Source organism: Fodinibius sp. SL11 (assembly GCF_052060035.1).
Taxonomy (GTDB): Bacteria; Bacteroidota; Rhodothermia; order Balneolales; family Balneolaceae; genus Fodinibius.
Genome location: NZ_JBPOEA010000003.1, coordinates 69944 through 85612 on the forward strand (window position 1 = coordinate 69944; position 15669 = coordinate 85612).

At 41.7% G+C, this 15669-nt stretch carries 15 protein-coding genes; 4 read left to right on the plus strand and 11 right to left on the minus strand.

Annotation, left to right across the window (positions count from 1 at the left end):
• Nucleotides 1-29: 29 nt before the first annotated feature.
• Nucleotides 30-224 (plus strand): 30S ribosomal protein S21, encoded by a 195-nt coding sequence (gene rpsU, locus ACQ76V_RS05780; protein ID WP_095607056.1) that lies wholly within the window; start codon nt 30-32, stop codon nt 222-224.
• A gap of 40 nt (nt 225-264) precedes the next feature.
• Here rpsU and radA read toward each other — a convergent pair whose 3' ends face one another.
• The 3 genes from radA to ACQ76V_RS05795 all read right to left on the minus strand — a co-directional run bounded on the left by radA (nt 265) and on the right by ACQ76V_RS05795 (nt 3969).
• Complete coding sequence (gene radA / locus ACQ76V_RS05785) at nt 265-1629, minus strand: DNA repair protein RadA (RefSeq protein WP_440999537.1); 1365 nt, start codon at nt 1627-1629, stop codon at nt 265-267.
• A gap of 15 nt (nt 1630-1644) precedes the next feature.
• Nucleotides 1645-2727: a lysylphosphatidylglycerol synthase transmembrane domain-containing protein gene (locus ACQ76V_RS05790; protein WP_440999538.1), complete on the minus strand. Its 1083-nt coding sequence runs from the start codon at nt 2725-2727 to the stop codon at nt 1645-1647.
• Nucleotides 2728-2892: 165 nt separating this feature from the next.
• Nucleotides 2893-3969 (minus strand): class I fructose-bisphosphate aldolase, encoded by a 1077-nt coding sequence (locus tag ACQ76V_RS05795; protein ID WP_440999539.1) that lies wholly within the window; start codon nt 3967-3969, stop codon nt 2893-2895.
• A gap of 190 nt (nt 3970-4159) precedes the next feature.
• Between ACQ76V_RS05795 and dusB the strand changes: the two genes are divergently transcribed.
• Nucleotides 4160-5152 (plus strand): tRNA dihydrouridine synthase DusB, encoded by a 993-nt coding sequence (gene dusB / locus ACQ76V_RS05800; RefSeq protein WP_440999540.1) that lies wholly within the window; start codon nt 4160-4162, stop codon nt 5150-5152.
• A 34-nt stretch (nt 5153-5186) separates the two neighbouring features.
• On the opposite strand, the gene ACQ76V_RS05805 is transcribed toward dusB, so the two are convergent.
• From ACQ76V_RS05805 to serS, 4 genes are all read right to left on the minus strand, one after another.
• A complete protein-coding gene (locus ACQ76V_RS05805) occupies nt 5187-5900 on the minus strand; it encodes a DUF72 domain-containing protein (protein WP_440999541.1) in 714 nt (237 codons plus the stop codon).
• Between the two features lie 307 nt (nt 5901-6207).
• Nucleotides 6208-7071: a mechanosensitive ion channel family protein gene (locus tag ACQ76V_RS05810; protein WP_440999542.1), complete on the minus strand. Its 864-nt coding sequence runs from the start codon at nt 7069-7071 to the stop codon at nt 6208-6210.
• A gap of 23 nt (nt 7072-7094) precedes the next feature.
• Nucleotides 7095-7865: a DUF432 domain-containing protein gene (locus ACQ76V_RS05815; RefSeq protein WP_440999543.1), complete on the minus strand. Its 771-nt coding sequence runs from the start codon at nt 7863-7865 to the stop codon at nt 7095-7097.
• Nucleotides 7866-7885: 20 nt separating this feature from the next.
• The gene (serS, locus tag ACQ76V_RS05820) at nt 7886-9166 is read right to left on the minus strand and encodes a serine--tRNA ligase (RefSeq protein ID WP_440999544.1); all 1281 of its coding nucleotides are present in this window, start codon (nt 9164-9166) and stop codon (nt 7886-7888) included.
• Nucleotides 9167-9388: 222 nt separating this feature from the next.
• On the opposite strand from serS, the gene ACQ76V_RS05825 reads away from it, so the two are divergent.
• Together ACQ76V_RS05825 and ACQ76V_RS05830 are read left to right on the plus strand one after the other, a co-directional pair.
• Nucleotides 9389-9865 carry an Lrp/AsnC family transcriptional regulator gene (locus ACQ76V_RS05825; protein WP_440999545.1) on the plus strand — a complete coding sequence of 159 codons (477 nt, stop codon included), beginning with the start codon at nt 9389-9391 and terminating at the stop codon, nt 9863-9865.
• A 14-nt stretch (nt 9866-9879) separates the two neighbouring features.
• Nucleotides 9880-11376 carry a hypothetical protein gene (locus tag ACQ76V_RS05830; protein WP_440999546.1) on the plus strand — a complete coding sequence of 499 codons (1497 nt, stop codon included), beginning with the start codon at nt 9880-9882 and terminating at the stop codon, nt 11374-11376.
• On the opposite strand, the gene rpoN is transcribed toward ACQ76V_RS05830, so the two are convergent.
• From rpoN to obgE, 4 genes are all read right to left on the minus strand, one after another.
• Nucleotides 11369-12865 (minus strand): RNA polymerase factor sigma-54, encoded by a 1497-nt coding sequence (gene rpoN, locus ACQ76V_RS05835; RefSeq protein ID WP_440999547.1) that lies wholly within the window; start codon nt 12863-12865, stop codon nt 11369-11371. The two genes, ACQ76V_RS05830 and rpoN, sit on opposite strands and share 8 nt — an antisense overlap.
• Before the next feature lie 17 nt (nt 12866-12882).
• Nucleotides 12883-13473 (minus strand): DUF3109 family protein, encoded by a 591-nt coding sequence (locus tag ACQ76V_RS05840; RefSeq protein WP_440999548.1) that lies wholly within the window; start codon nt 13471-13473, stop codon nt 12883-12885.
• 61 nt (nt 13474-13534) lie between these two features.
• Nucleotides 13535-14683, minus strand: coding sequence for a DNA-processing protein DprA (gene dprA / locus ACQ76V_RS05845; protein ID WP_440999549.1), 1149 nt, complete (start codon nt 14681-14683; stop codon nt 13535-13537).
• Entirely contained in the window at nt 14658-15668 is a 1011-nt protein-coding gene (obgE, locus tag ACQ76V_RS05850; RefSeq protein ID WP_440999550.1) for a GTPase ObgE, read from the minus strand. The genes dprA and obgE overlap by 26 nt, the downstream gene beginning before the upstream one ends.
• Nucleotide 15669: the final 1 nt, after the last annotated feature.

The following is a 15669-nucleotide window of genomic DNA, read 5'->3' on the forward strand; positions in this document are numbered from 1 at the left end:
AGAATTGAAAGTAAAACAATTTATAATCTATGGTTGGAGTAAAAGTAAAAGATAACGAGAGTATTGACCGAGCCGTTAACCGGTTCAAAAAATTGGTTGCACGTTCACGAATTCTCAATGAATACAAAGAGAATCAACAATATACTAAGCCTTCGAAGGAACGTCGTGAGGCCTTGAAAAAAAGTATCCGTGAACAGCGCAGACGAGAGCGCAACCAGTACTAAAAATTATTTTAGTGATTTTTATAAAGCTCTTTAGCTCTTGCTAAAGGGCTTTTTTTATCGCGCTCGATATATTACCCACCCCGTTTACTTCCAGATCTATATTCTGCTCAATCGTATTTGATTGAGGGACTACTGCTTTTTTAAAACCCAGCTTATTAATTTCAGTCAGACGGTGATCAATTTTATTTACCGTTCGCACTTCTCCCCCGAGTCCCACTTCTCCTAAAAATGCCACCTTATTTGAGATAGGTTTGTCCAGGAAACTCGATACCAATGCCATGGTTACGCCCAAATCAGCAGCCGGATCATTCACTTTCAATCCACCTGCGATATTCAAATATACATCCTGTCCTGAAAATTGATATCCTCCCCGTTTCTCCAAAACCGCAAGCAAAAGTGAGAGGCGGCGATGATCAAAGCCGGTAGCCGTGCGCTGAGGCGTGCCATAGTTACTGGGTGTTACCAGTGCCTGTACTTCCACTAATAAAGGCCTTGAACCTTCGATTGAGCAAATAACTGCATTACCACTGACCTTGCTGTTATATTCTGATAAAAATAGCTGAGACGGATTTAGCACATCTTCCAAACCAGATTCTTTCATCTCAAAAACACCTACCTCTTGTGCCGGTCCAAATCGGTTTTTGATACTTCTCAGCATGCGGTAATTGTAATTACTGTCACCCTCGAACTGAAGCACCGTATCTACCATGTGTTCCAACACACGGGGACCTGCAATCGTACCTTCCTTGGTTACATGTCCTATTACCAACGTCGTAATATCTTGCTTTTTAGCCAGCTGCTGCAACAACGCTGCACATTCTTTAACCTGCTGAATGCTGCCGGCCATACTCGTCAGCTCAGTGCGATATACCGTCTGAATAGAATCGACCACTAACAGATCGGGATCCAGCTTTTGTGCTTCTTTAAGCACCTTGTTAATATCGGTCTCGGTATAGATATAAAAATTATCTGAACTAACGCCCAACCGCTTGGCACGCTGTTTAATCTGTCCGGCCGATTCTTCGCCAGCGCAATACAAGATCTCCAAATCCGGGTTGGCTTTCCCAATCTGCAGCGTAAGTGTACTTTTGCCAATGCCGGGATCTCCACCAATCAAAACAAACGAACCGGATACAAACCCACCGCCCAATACACGATCAAACTCTTGGATGTTGCTTAAAAACCGCTCCTGAGAATCCATGTCAATATCGTCGAGCTTTTGCGGGGGCTCGGAATCCTCAATGCCATCAACTTTGCCCTTATGCTCTTTCTCAGACTTTGTCTTCCGCTCTACTTTAAATTCCTTGAAGGTATGCCATGCGCCGCAATTCGGACAGTTTCCCAACCACTTTGTTGAAGTGTGTCCACAATCGCCGCAAACGTACTGTATTCGATCTTTAGGCATTAGTTTATTAGTATTTTAGGATGAAAGATCGCCCTCGACAGCTTCTTCTTTAGATTCATCTTTTAACGTATCTACCATAGAACGGTTGATATACCAGGTTGTAGCCATCATTCCCAATCCGATACTGATATAATAACTGATTACACGCCAGGCAAAAACGGCCAATCCAATAAATGCTTTACGATCCATCAGCGGTCCCTGGAAAATAGCAAACAGTCCCTCAACACCACCACTTCCACCGGGCGTAGGCATAATTAAAAAGGCCAGATTCATTGCAAGACTCCTAAGCACTGATAAGATCACATCAGCGGGAAGCAAACTCAGTACCACAATTGTTGGAAGCGCAATTCTACATAACCAGGACATGGTGGATAGGAAAAATGCTTTAAGCAGGAAACTTTTAGGTTTCTTGCGAAGTTCATGCGCATATTCAACCAAGTTATCAACTTCTCCTGCAACCTTGTCTCTCCAACGACGCAGAAATGGAAGTTTAAACAACCAGTTTACAACTTTTCGAATAGCATTAGGATTTTTTAGCACACCGTAAGCCATCAAACCGGCATAACTCAACAAACCAACATAAAGCACCATCATTGAAGCATGGCCAACAAATCCCGTATTATTGGGGACGACCTCAAAGAAAATTCCTGAAATCAATAGAATAGGAACGGCCATTGCAAACCAAAGCTGATCGAGGAGTAGGCTATAAAGCATTATGGCTGTAGATTGTCCAAAATTAAATCCCTCTTTTGTCATTGCATAAGTGGCCATTGGTGCTCCTCCCACAACCGATGGCGTAACCGAAGAGGTGAAATCCCAGCTCAGCATTACCCTGAATGATGCCATCCAATCCAGCGCCTTTTCAGATAAATATCTAATCTTGGCAGCTGAAAATCCCAATCGCATAAAAGAAACAACAATCGCAATGATGATTCCCGGAAGTCGCTTCGCCTTAAGATGAGTCAATACCCCGGGTGTGTAGGTTAACCAAATGACAAATGCCATTGTTGCTAAGCTTAACCCAAGAGAAATAAAGAGATATTTTTTGGAAAAATACCGTTTGGGGTCTTCTTGTATTTGTTCTTCTTTTTTAGGCAAAAAAGTAGTTCTACAGTAGAATTAAATAGTATCTAAAGTTTAGGATATGGTATAAATCAATGAAAAATAAGTGAGATACACCACAAAGTGAATACAAAACTGTTATTGCATCATAAAAAAGGCCTTATGGAAAACTCCATAAGGCCCAAAATTTAGGCAGGTTTGCTATGCCACCGTAATATCATCATCAAGATAAACATCTTGAATAAAGTTTAGTAGCTGAACACCCTCATCCATCGGCCGTTGAAATGCCTTCCGACCACTAATCAGCCCCATACCACCGGCACGTTTGTTAATTACCGCAGTACGCACTGCTTGAGCAAAGTCATTTTTGCCGGAAGCACCACCTGAGTTAATCAATCCTGCACGGCCCATATAATCATTGGCCACCTGGTAACGTGTTAGATCGATTGGATGATCACTGGACAATTTATCGTAAATATCTTCATCCAACTTACCATAAGAAGAATCGCCCATATTCAGCGCTTTATATCCGCCGTTTGTGGTCGGTTGTTTCTGCTTTATAATATCCGCCTGAATAGTAACACCCAGATGGTTCGCTTGGCCGGTAAGATCAGCAGCAGCATGATAATCTTTACCGTCCACTTTAAATGCAGAATTTCGAGTGTAGCACCATAGAATGGTAGCCATACCCAACTCGTGTGCCCGTTCAAATGCTTTAGCCACTTCCTGAATTTGTCGGCTTGATTCTTTAGATCCGAAATAAATGGTGGCTCCTACGGCAACAGCGCCCATATCAAAAGCACGTTCTACCGACCCAAACATAATCTGGTCGTACTTGTTGGGATAGGTCATCAACTCATTGTGATTAATCTTCACAATAAAAGGGATTTTGTGAGCATACTTTCGGGCAACAGATCCTAAAACACCAAACGTAGATGCAACCCCATTGCATCCCCCTTCGATTGCAAGTTGTACAATTTTTTCGGGATCAAAATAATCGGGGTTCGGTGCAAAAGAAGCCCCAGCTGAATGCTCAATTCCCTGATCAACCGGCAAAATCGAAAGATATCCGGTCCCACCTAATCGACCATTGTCCAACAATGTTTGTAAACTTCGCAATACCCGCGGGTTGCGATCCGATCCACCTAACATATCATCTACATACGATGGACTGGGTAAGTGTAACTTTTCTTTTGGAATGGTCTCACACTTATGTGTTAACAGATCTTCTGCTTCATCACCAAGTAATTCTTCAATACTTTTTTTTGCTAAAGCCATAGCGTAGCTCCCGGGTTTAACTAAAATTATTTCGTTTTAAAGGATAATTAATATAAGTGATTCAATGTGAAATGACTAGTCAACATAGTAAGCAATATGTTTCAGAACCTCGAAAATTCGACCTATCGATGTTCAACAAAAAAATCAATATCTTTGTCAGTTATTTGAAGGAATTAAATAGATAATCTTTATGATAATAGGCGACATCGATCTCGGCCATAAACCCATTCTACTGGCTCCTATGGAGGATGTGACAGACTCTCCCTTCCGTACCATCTGCCGACGTAAAGGAGCGGCTGTGGTATATACCGAATTTATTAGCTCAGAAGCTATCGTTCGCGACAACGACCAAGCTTTACACAAGATGCATTTTACCAAGGAGCAGCGACCCTTTGGTGTGCAAATTTTTGGTGGTCGTGAAGAAGCTATGGAAGGAGCAGCAAAAACAGCTGAGAGTGAGAATCCCGATATTGTAGATATCAATTTTGGCTGCCCCGTCTATAAAATTGCCAAGAAAGGCGCCGGGGCCGGCTGCCTGCGCGATCTTGATATGATGGAGCGTATGGCTAAAAGTGTAGTCGATGCCGTTGACGGTATCCCTGTTACCGCCAAAACGCGTCTTGGGTGGGATGATCGAACCATTAAAATTCGAGAAGTCGCCCTTCGCCTGCAATCTGTTGGCATTAAAGCGCTTGCCATCCATGCTCGAACACGTTCTCAAAAATACAAGGGAGAAGCACGGTGGGATTACCTGAAATATGTCAAAGAAACACCCGGACTTGAAATTCCCATCATTGGTAACGGTGATGTTTCTTCGCCTGAGGATGCCAAACGAATGTTTGATGAAACCGGCGTTGACGGCGTAATGATAGGACGCGGTGCTATCGGCAATCCCTGGATTTTTGAACGTACTCGACACTACATTGACACCGGTAAACTACTGCCCGAGCCCACCATCGAGGATCGCATTGATCTTTGTGCCGAACAATTGCAACGATCAGTCGAACACCACGGAGAACGCTATGGTGTGATCATCATGAAAAAACATTATGGCCAATATCTAAAGGGAATCCGCAACAGTCGGCAACTCCGCGCCGATATTATGAAAGAGTCTGAGATGGAGCCGATTATCGAGCTGCTCATGAACTTTAAAGAGCAGGAAATGTTCGCAGTGGTATCATAACTACTTTCCAAAAAAGTACTACGAATCAGCAAGATCAGCTGAGGAGTTTCCGCATCATTTGTGCGCTTTCTATAGCATTCCCTCCCGGGTTGTTAAAATAGACTTGCACATCCCGGCCTTCATCCAGTTGGTTTTGCACAATTTCTGCCCAGGGCTCCAAGTCCGATTTTTTATAGGAATACCGGTACCCTGTGAGACCATGAAATCTGATGTATATAAAATCTGCCGTAGGAGTACAGTCGTTCGGAAAATTGCCTGAACTCTGCCAGACAATAGCCGCATTTTTATCTAACAACAGATCATATACCTCTTCATCTAACCAAGAAATATGCCTGAATTCAAAAGCAAATTTTTGATCATCAGGAAGTTTATTCAAGAACTTTTTTAGCCGTTCAGTATTCTTCTTAAAATTGGGCGGAAATTGCCAATAAATTGTCTTTAGAGTATCTCCAAGCAGTCGAATACGGCTTAGATATTGATTTAAAGGCTCATCAATATCTTTCATTTTATTGTAATGCGTAATACGTCGATGACCTTTTACAGAAAAACGAAAATGGTTAGCAGCTGTTTTTCTCCAATTATTCACCGTTTTTTCAGAAGGGAGATTATAGTAAGTGGCATTAGCTTCTACAGAGTTAAATCGATTGGTATAATATTTAAGGTAATCTATTTTAGAAATATCCTCCGGAAAAAATTCGCTCCAATTTTTATATGACCAACCGCTGGTGCCAATCAATAAATCAGGCATAAAATCTATTACTTAGATTTCTTTTGAATCAATATGTTCTGGGCATCGTAATGGTATAGGTAAAGGATCACCAAAAAAATTGAAGACCAATGTTAAACAGAATCCTTCGCCTGCTTTCTACCAGTATCAGTGCCTACAGCTTCTATTCTAATCCGTTGCGATTTTTTATCAGCATACTCTGTGTAATATTCGTCCCTTACCTTGCTTATATCTTTTGGGGTGCTGCTGTAATCGTGGTATTAGCAATAGCAGGGGGCTATTTCATTTACAAAGCTGTTCGAACTTCCATTGAGAACAGATCTTCGTACTATTGATTATTATTTACCGACGATGACTCCCTTTTTTGTATTAACTCAATAGGTAAAGGTTTAGAAGCTTCTCCGGTATAAAATGAAACGTGCGGAAATGGAATTTCAATTCCTTCGTCATCAAATCGTTTTTTAATCTCTTCCTGTATAGTATTCTTTAAGAGAATCCACTCATTAACAGGTGCCCAAATTCTAAAATCAAGATCAATAGATGAAGTGCCAAAAGCTTCAAAAATAATTTGAGGCTCCGGCTCACTTAGTGAATACTGATTTTGTTCAGCCACATCCATCAAAATTTCTCTTACTTTCTCAATATTCTCTTTATAAGCCACTGATACTTTTGCATTAAAACGGCGGATGGGAAATCGCGTTAAATTAATAACTTGTGTCTTGATAATCGTCTCATTGGGGATACGCACAAACATATTATCAAACGTTCGCAGCTTTACCGAGAGCACGTCAATCGACATTACAATTCCAATAGTGCCTCCTACATTAATAATGTCATCCACCTTGAACGGCTGTTCAGCAATTAAAAACAACCCACTGATGATATTCGAAACACTCGTTTGGGATGCAAAACCAAGTGCCACCCCAACAATACCCGCACCTGCAAGCAGTGGTGCCAGGCTTATGCCCAACTGACCCAGCACGGTTATAATCATCAAAATAATACCGGTATAAAAAACGACCTTGCCGGCCAACATTCCGTAATGAGGGGCATACTTTTTCGTAAAAAAACGCCGCGCCCATCCTCTCAATAGCAAAAGGACAGGAATACTGATAACAATAATCAGCAGCACTCTTATTACTTGGTGTAGCGTTTCTTCTGATAAATAATTGTAAATATTAAATAGATCCATTAGCGAAAAAATTTATCAATCAGTCAGAATTGTATCTTTGAAAAAAGTTTAAATGTTCGAGTAGCCAAACTCTTGTGCACTTCTTTTCTTGGCTTGGTAAGCAGCTGTTTTCTGGCGATCCCCTCAGGGAGTTTACCTGTCATCACAACTTCACTGTGTAGATCTTCGCCCTGATAAATAATTTCCGTTTCATCAGCCCACAGCTCGTTGTCATGCAGATACATGCTCAACCGTTCAACCCGGAAACAAAAATTAGAAAAGGTAAGCTCTTCATCAGATTTATTAACAATTTTTATCGGGCAACTTACCAAAAAAGGTTTTTTATCAACTTGGGATAAATCTCTGCGAGCCTTGGTAGTAGCATGAAAACAAAGTTCTCCCTCCATTGGTGTACCAAACCAAGTTCGCGATAGCTTAACTGTAGGTAATTCGATCAATTGATAACCATTATGAGCCAGCGAAATCCGAACCCAGATGGGTATGCGTGCAAAAATCTGTATACGGGTTTCTGGACTTACTTTCAGGTTATACTCCGAATGCACCAACAATGGTTTATCAGGATAAACCGGCGAAACTGAAACTTTGGAAGAGCTAGTTTTATGGGCCCAGCGTGTCCATTCTATCTGTTTGGGAGGTTGATCGGAAGCGGATTTACGTTTAATCTCATCTTTGTAGGCATGGGCAATCCACACCTCCTCATTCCTGTATTTTATCCACAAATGCAGATCTCCAATGGTCATATACTCTACCCGATCCTCTGCAAGTGATCGGCTTCCCCAAATATCGTGCTCCATAGATTCTTTTTATTGCTTGATTAACTTTCAGGTGTTATGACATCAGTGCCCATAAACGATTGCAACACTCGTGGAATCTCAATACTACCATCTTCTTGCTGATAGATCTCCAAAATAGCTGCTACTACGCGTGGTAGGGCCAGACCCGAACCGTTAAGCGTATGCACAATTTCGGTATCCCCATTTTCTTTTCGACGACGTAGCATCATCCTACGCGCCTGGAAACTGCCAAAGTTCGAGCAGGAGCTTACCTCTAACCAACGCTGCTGACCGGGGCTCCAAACCTCTAAATCGTACTTTTTGGATTGTGTAAATCCCATGTCCCCGGTACACATTAATAGCGTACGATATGGAATATTCAGCTCCTCGAGCAGAGATTCAGCATGTTCACAAAGACTTTCAAGCTCATCATAAGCTGTTTCGGGATGAACGATCTTAACCAATTCCACTTTGTCGAATTGATGCAAACGGTTAAGACCCCGAACATCTTTACCGTAAGAACCTGCCTCACGTCGCCAACAAGGCGTATAAGCCGTATAATAAAGTGGGAGCTGCTCATCTTCTAAAATCTCATCACGATGAAAATTCGTAACCGGCACCTCGGCTGTGGGTATGGTGAAAAACTCATCACGTGGAATTTCATACATCATGTCTTCTTTGTCGGGTATCTGTCCTGTGCCCCTTGCCGAATCTTCATTCACAAAATACGGCACCTGCAATTCAGTATAACCTGCCTCAGCAGCTCTATTCAGAAAGTAATTGATTAATGCACGCTGCAATCGGGCTATCGGGCCAACATAAAATGGAAATCCCGCTCCCGTTACTTTGGCACCCCGGTCAAAATCAATCCAGCCCTGTTCCTCAACCAGTTCCCAATGTGGCTTGCGCCAGTCTTCTTTATCAGGATCGCCCCATGTTTTAAACACCTCATTGTCCTCTTCTGATTGCCCAACCGGTACCGAATCGTGTGGAACATTGGGAATTTGGAGCAACAAATCTTCGCGTGCTTTTTTAAGAGAGCGTAACCTTTCTTCTTTTTGTTGTATTTGTTCTTTCAACTCTGTGGTATAAGAAATAATCTCTTGGGCTTTCTCTTTCTTACCCTGGCCCATCAACTCACCAATCTTTTTGGCTTTTGTATTACTCTCATTCCGCAGATTATCTGTCTCCTCAACCAACGAACGCCACTGTTCATCAACATTTATAACTTCATCAACAATTTGGGGATTCTCCTCCCCCTTATTTTTCATCGCTTGCTTAACTAAATCGGCATTATTTCTGATAAAAGTGACGTCTAACATCGAATAATGTATTTGAAATTCTATTGATAGTTTGGCTAAAGATAAGAGAGTTTGGCTAAAGATAAGAGAGTTTGACGAAAGGTTTGAACCAAAAATTCCAAGAATACTTCATTCTCTTAACCCCAAAAGATCTTTGTAGAAAAATACTTTTAGAGCTTGACCTCCTAATTAATTTAGGCTATTTTCAAAAAAAAATAGAAAATTAAGGACATATTACAGATCATGGCTCAAGGATTAGACGAAATTGATATCAAAATATTAAAACATCTCCAAAAAGATGGCCGCTCACAGCGCAATAAGTTGGCTGAAATTGTTCACCTCTCGGTTCCTTCCGTATCAGAACGTATGCGCAAGCTCGAAGAAAAAGAGTTAATACAAGGTTATACCGCCCTCCTTGACTCCAAAAAATTCAATTTTGATATTACCGCATTTGTATTTGTTGAAGTAGACGGATCGGATAATTACCCAATATTTATTGAAAATGCAGTGGCAGAACCTGAAATTCTGGAATGCCATTCCATTACCGGAGATGGTTCACACATTCTAAAAATACGAACTGAAAACACCGCTTCTTTCGAGAAATTACTCTCAAAAATTCAATCCTGGGATGGGGTTAGCAAAAGCCGATCAAACGTAGTACTCAGCAGTTTTAAAGAAACGACTGAACTACCTATTGAAAAGACGATCGATCCCAAATAATTTTCTCCCATATATTGATCATCTCTAAATTACGCTTTTTGTTCGTTGCGCTTTTATTGCTTGTGGGGACACACACGGCCTTATATGCTCAGTCGACGCTGGGCGTTGTTTGGGATATACCAAGTGATGCTGACTCTGCACATACACAGCTGCAACAATTTCACAAAACCGGTATCTCAATTCTGGAAATAGATCATCCTCCGGCACCTGAGATATGGGACCAAATTGACAGTTTGGGATTCACCGTATATGGCAATCTGGATATCAATTTCCCGGTCACCTATACTTTTACCCAAGCTGACTCAAGTCTCCTTACTTTTATAGAAAATAGTGTCTCAACTTATCTTTCAGAACCTTCGGTAAAAGCAATAGGCCTATTCAATTACGGTAACATTTGGCAACCCACATTTTGGAAGGCAGTAGCCCCTTATGCAAACAAAATAAATCAAGCCCAAAACATAGCGTTATATCATAAAACAAATACTTCCTCTCAGACCAACCCACTATATATTTCCTTTCCGATAATTAATGTCCCTGTTACAGCCACAAACTATAATTCAATGGCAGCTCCTTTGGGTAAGGGACCCTATCTTTATGATCCGTCAACAGAGTTAAGATCGATGTTAAAGCCGTTCAAAAAGTTTACGGAAGCGGTCAGCCAATCAGGAAAAAAAACTATTTTTGTCAAATCTGGATGGCTTCTTATGATGATCGAAAAGCATCCTCAATTTTCAGAAACCCTATTAAGCCTTTCTTCAGATTCAGAACCGATTTTTCCTCTGCCCAATGAAAAAATACCCTCCCCCAGCAACACAATTCTGCCTATCGTTTTGCTTCTGTTTATTTGGGGAACTATAGCCATCCATTACAATACCAGTCCACTATACCGCAAATCTTTATTTAGATATTTTACTGCTCACAAGTTTTTTATTGATGATATTTTCCAGCGTTTTATCCGCTCCCCGATGCCTGCTGCCATCATCATTTTGCAAAATGCATTACTACTGTCAATATCCAGCTATGTGTTATTTTCAGTGTTACTATCTCCAATGGGACAACAGGCTTTTTTCTATCATTTTGCAGGAGTTGCAATAGCGGGAGATAACCCATCATCAATTTTTGTGTGGACTTTTGCAATCGTATTACTGCTCAGCCTAATAAGTATTACCTGGCTCTATTTTAGCCATAAAAAAATAAGATCCTTTACTCAGATAGCCACCGTCTACGCATGGCCCCTGCAGCTTAATTTTCTATTTTGTACTGCCGTAATCACCTTTTCCTACAGTGTAGGATCTCAATATATTACCTTCTTTACAGCTTTTGCACTGCTATTATTTTTGTCAAGCTACATCTTTGCGGCAATGGATGTCAGTCGATTTGCAAAATTTAAAATCAAACACCTTTTTAAAACCATTATACCATACAGCCTAATAATTATTGGGCTTCTCGGATGGTTTTTTACACATGATCATTGGACAGAGGTTCTTTCTTTAGCGTTGAACCTTACATAATTTGCTTTCGAAGGCGAGCAACAGGAATATTCAATTTCTTTCGGTATTTACTAACCGTGCGCCGGGCTACTTTATATCCCCTTTCTTTAAGCTTTTTTACGATGGCCTGGTCGCTGAGCGGCTTCTGTTTATTCTCATTATCAACAATCTCTTGCACAGCATTTTTCACTTCCGTGCTTGAAACCTCTTCTCCGTCTTCAGTTTCAATGCCTTCACTGAAAAAATATTTTAGCTCAAATACACCAAAATGAGTCTGCACATATTTCCCATTTACCACTCTTGAAATCGTTGAAATATCAAGATTTACACGCTCCGCAATATCTTTAAGAATCATCGGCTTTAAGCCTTCGCCATGTTTAAAGAAATCCTCCTGAAGAGCCACAATAGTTTTCATGGTATTCATGAGCGTATTTTGCCGCTGACGAATGGAATCAATGAACCACTGTGCCGATTCTATCTTGTTCTTAATAAAGTTCTTTGTTTCTTTGGTCTGCTTGTTAGACTTTTTCTTCTTTTTGAGATCATCCCACATCTCTTTATACCGTGGTGATATGTGCAGTGGGGGCACATTTCCATTATTGAGCGTGATCACAAAATCACCTTCTTCTTCTCCTTCAACATCCCCTTTCTCTGCAGGTTGATAATACACTTCAAAATCAGGCTCAATATAATTTGAAGTATCATCAACCGCCGTACCAACCGCACCCGGTTTGGGATCTAATCCCGTGACACAGTCAAAGGCTGTCTGGAGTTCTTCATCACCGATATCCAGTTTCTTTTTAAGCTTCTTGAAATGTTTTTTCTCAAAAAGACCCCAATGATCGCGCAACATTTTAATAGCAGTATCCCGTCCTGCTTCGTCATCCATCAATTCAAGCTGCACGAGCAGACAGTCGCGCAGATCACGTGAAGCAATACCCGGTGGATCCAACTGTTGAATCTGTTTTCGTACCTTTTCAACTTCCTCCTCGTTGGTCAATGTACCGTGATTGAAGGCAATATTATCGACCACAGCCTCTATTTCACGTCGGAAATATCCATCCTGATCAAGCGAACCCAAAATCTGATTTGCGATCAACTTTTGCTCTTCATTAAAATCGAGCAAACTAACCTGGTGCTCGAGCTCCTCTAACAACGATTCATGATAAGGATTCGGCAAATCGCGCCAGCTCTCGTCGCCTCCGCCCCCGGAATAGCCAGAGCCCCCGCTATAATTTTCGCCGTCGTACTCGGTATTCTGCATAAACTCATCCCAGTCGATTTCTTCATTTTGATCGACCGGATCCAACTCCTCTTCTTTCTGTTCTTCCCATTCCGACTGCTCCACCTCATCGAAAGAATCTTCCGGCTCTCCTTCTTCCAATACCGGGTTTTCTTCCAGCTCATCTTTGATACGCTGTTCCAACGCCACCGTCGGTAACTGCAGAAGCTTAATATACTGTATCTGCTGAGGTGACAGCCGCTGTTGTTGCGACTGCTTCTGATTCATTTGTTGGCCGGTTTTAATCATAATACAGCGGCCTCATCATTTTTGATTCTCATTTCTTTGCATTTTTCTTCAAAATCATCGTACCAATCTTGCCCATAACGACGGACAAGCGGTTTCTTCAAAAATTCAGACAAATAAACATCCTCCTTTTCACCCTTCATGCAAGCTGCAGAGCACAACTTATTAACATATTCAAAATTAGCATATTCTGTTTCCCCCACTTTTTTCAAACGGATGGGATAAAGATGACAACTTATCGGTTTTTCCCATTCTATGCGATCTTCCAGAAAAGCTTTTTGAATTGCACAATAGGCTACATCGTCCTTATAAGTGACGAAAATACATTCTTCATTATCTCTACACGATAATTCTAATCCATGTCTTGATTGCTGTACAAGACCCTCTTTTTCAACTGTTCGTTTAGCGTCAGGATGCAATTCTCGCTTTAAAAGATCAAAGGCATGCTCTAAGTGAGCAACCTCATCTTTTGAAACAGGAGCCCCCGCATCTCCAACTACACAACATGCACCTTTGCACTTTGACAGATCACAAGCAAAGCGCGTCGTGGCTATATCGTCAGATAATATGGTGTCTTGAACTCTAAACATTTGAAATTAAAATAGCTTATCTGACGACTAATTTAAAAACAGAATAGAAACAATATGAGATTTATAATAATTCAAAATTTTTACCGGCTGTCTGACGGATAGCTCCCTGCATTTCCAACTCCAAGAGTTTTGGCATCAACTCGTGCGTATTTTTTTCTAACCGTTCAGCCAGTTGATCGATGTGTAACGATTGTTCATCAAGTGCTTCGCAAATAATTGTCGACATTTCATCCATCTCCATCGATTCCCATGCTTTCTGAGAGGCTACAGGAGACTTTTCAACTTCTCCTTTATCATTTTTATGAGCGATATGTACTTCAATTTCGGCAAGAATATCATCAACATTTTGTACCAGCTTACCCATTCCCCTCTTGATCAAACTATTACAACCGGGGGCGTTTACATGACCTATGGGATGTGGAATAACAAATACCTCTCGATTTTGATCCAAGGCCGACTTTGCTGTAATCATACTGCCCCCTTCCAAGCCCGATGCCACTACCAATGTACCAAGGCTCATCCCACTCACAATGCGATTTCGAACAGGAAAATTACCCATTTCAGGGGCTGTTCCCAATGGGAATTCAGAAATGACAGCCCCGCCGGTTTCTACAATGGCCTTGGCTAACCCTTTATGATCGCTCGGATAAATCCAATCTATACCGGATCCAAGTACAGCAACTGTTTTGCCACCAGCATCTACTGTTGCTTGATGTGCAGCTCCATCAGTGCCAAATGCCAGCCCGCTCACAATAGTTAAATCATGATCAACCAACTCCCGGGCAAACTTTTGAGCCATCTGTCGGCCATATTTACCAACACGACGTGTGCCAACAATAGAAATAGCATCGGTATCAAGTACCGAGCGATCCCCTTTAATCCATAAGATAAGGGGCGGATCATAAATTTCGCGCAGTAAACGGGGATAATCTTCATCCCAATAAGTCATTATTTGAGCACCGGTACGCTCGGTTTTATCAAGAATACGGTCAACTTCGCCCCATTCGTTAAAAGCAAGAACTTCATCGGCTGTTTTGGGTCCAATACCTCTAATGGATTCCAATTCATGGCGCTCAAGGCGAAAGATAAGCTGTGGATGTTCAACGGCTTGTAAAAGCAACCGAATACGTTGTGCACCCAGATTATCCAATAAATGTAAGGCTACAAATTCTCTTACCGGCGGATTATACGTCTTCTCTTGTTGTTTCAACTTCTTGTAATTTCTCCCAGATGACTTCTTTTAGTTCATCTATATGGTAGTTGGTTGCAGACGAAATTTCAACTACCGGAATATCTAAATCAACTTTTTTTTCATCTTCAAGCTCATAATTCTCCTGAAGATCCATCTTTGTGATCGCCAAAATGCGTGGTTTATCCAACAAATCAGACCGGTATTGTTTCAGTTCTTCAAGCAGCGCATTGTATTCGTACTCGATATCCTGCTGCGAACTCACCATAAAAAGAAGCACATTATTGCGCTCAATATGTCGTAGAAACTGTATTCCAAGGCCTCGTCCGCCGTGCGCCTCCTCAATAATTCCTGGGATATCCGCCATTACAAACGTACGGTAATCGGGCATGGTAACCACCCCAAGATTGGGCTGCAATGTTGTAAAAGGATAGGAGTCAATTTTTGGCTTGGCACCCGATATTGCTGACAAGAGTGTACTTTTTCCGGCATTAGGAAATCCGACAAGTCCAACATCGGCAATAAGCTTTAGTTCAATCTCAATCGCTCGTTCTTCGCCTTCTTCTCCATCCTGAGCGTGCTGTGGTGTCTGATTAGTAGCACTGCGAAAATGCCAGTTTCCCAGGCCGCCTTTGCCGCCCTGCGCAACCACAATTTCTTGCTCATGCTCAGTAATTTCTCCAAGACGCTCTTTAGTATCGGCATCATAAATAACACATCCCAGGGGTGTTTCCAGGATCTCGTCTTTCCCGTCCTTGCCCTTCTTTTTGCTTGATCCGCCACGCTCTCCATCTTTCGCATTCACGTACTTGCGGTACCGGAGATCAAGCAATGTATTCAACTGTTCATTTCCTTTCAAGATGACATCACCACCATCGCCGCCGTCACCGCCATCCGGACCGCCCCGGGGAACATATTTTTCCCGGCGAAAGTGTACCGAACCTGCTCCGCCATTGCCACCGGTGACATAAATTTTTGCGTAATCAGCGAATTGAACTCGTCCCATA

Coding starts and splice junctions, on each gene's coding strand:
- ACQ76V_RS05805 (WP_440999541.1), bottom strand. CDS start 5,900: ATGCCTGATTTATTGATTGGCACCAGCGGTTGGTCATATAAAAATTGG.
- ACQ76V_RS05810 (WP_440999542.1), bottom strand. CDS start 7,071: ATGGATCTATTTAATATTTACAATTATTTATCAGAAGAAACGCTACAC.
- radA (WP_440999537.1), bottom strand. CDS start 1,629: ATGCCTAAAGATCGAATACAGTACGTTTGCGGCGATTGTGGACACACT.
- obgE (WP_440999550.1), bottom strand. CDS start 15,668: ATGGGACGAGTTCAATTCGCTGATTACGCAAAAATTTATGTCACCGGT.
- serS (WP_440999544.1), bottom strand. CDS start 9,166: ATGTTAGACGTCACTTTTATCAGAAATAATGCCGATTTAGTTAAGCAA.
- ACQ76V_RS05795 (WP_440999539.1), bottom strand. CDS start 3,969: ATGGCTTTAGCAAAAAAAAGTATTGAAGAATTACTTGGTGATGAAGCA.
- ACQ76V_RS05815 (WP_440999543.1), bottom strand. CDS start 7,865: ATGGAGCACGATATTTGGGGAAGCCGATCACTTGCAGAGGATCGGGTA.
- dusB (WP_440999540.1), top strand. CDS start 4,160: ATGATAATAGGCGACATCGATCTCGGCCATAAACCCATTCTACTGGCT.
- ACQ76V_RS05825 (WP_440999545.1), top strand. CDS start 9,389: ATGGCTCAAGGATTAGACGAAATTGATATCAAAATATTAAAACATCTC.
- ACQ76V_RS05840 (WP_440999548.1), bottom strand. CDS start 13,473: ATGTTTAGAGTTCAAGACACCATATTATCTGACGATATAGCCACGACG.
- rpoN (WP_440999547.1), bottom strand. CDS start 12,865: ATGAATCAGAAGCAGTCGCAACAACAGCGGCTGTCACCTCAGCAGATA.
- rpsU (WP_095607056.1), top strand. CDS start 30: ATGGTTGGAGTAAAAGTAAAAGATAACGAGAGTATTGACCGAGCCGTT.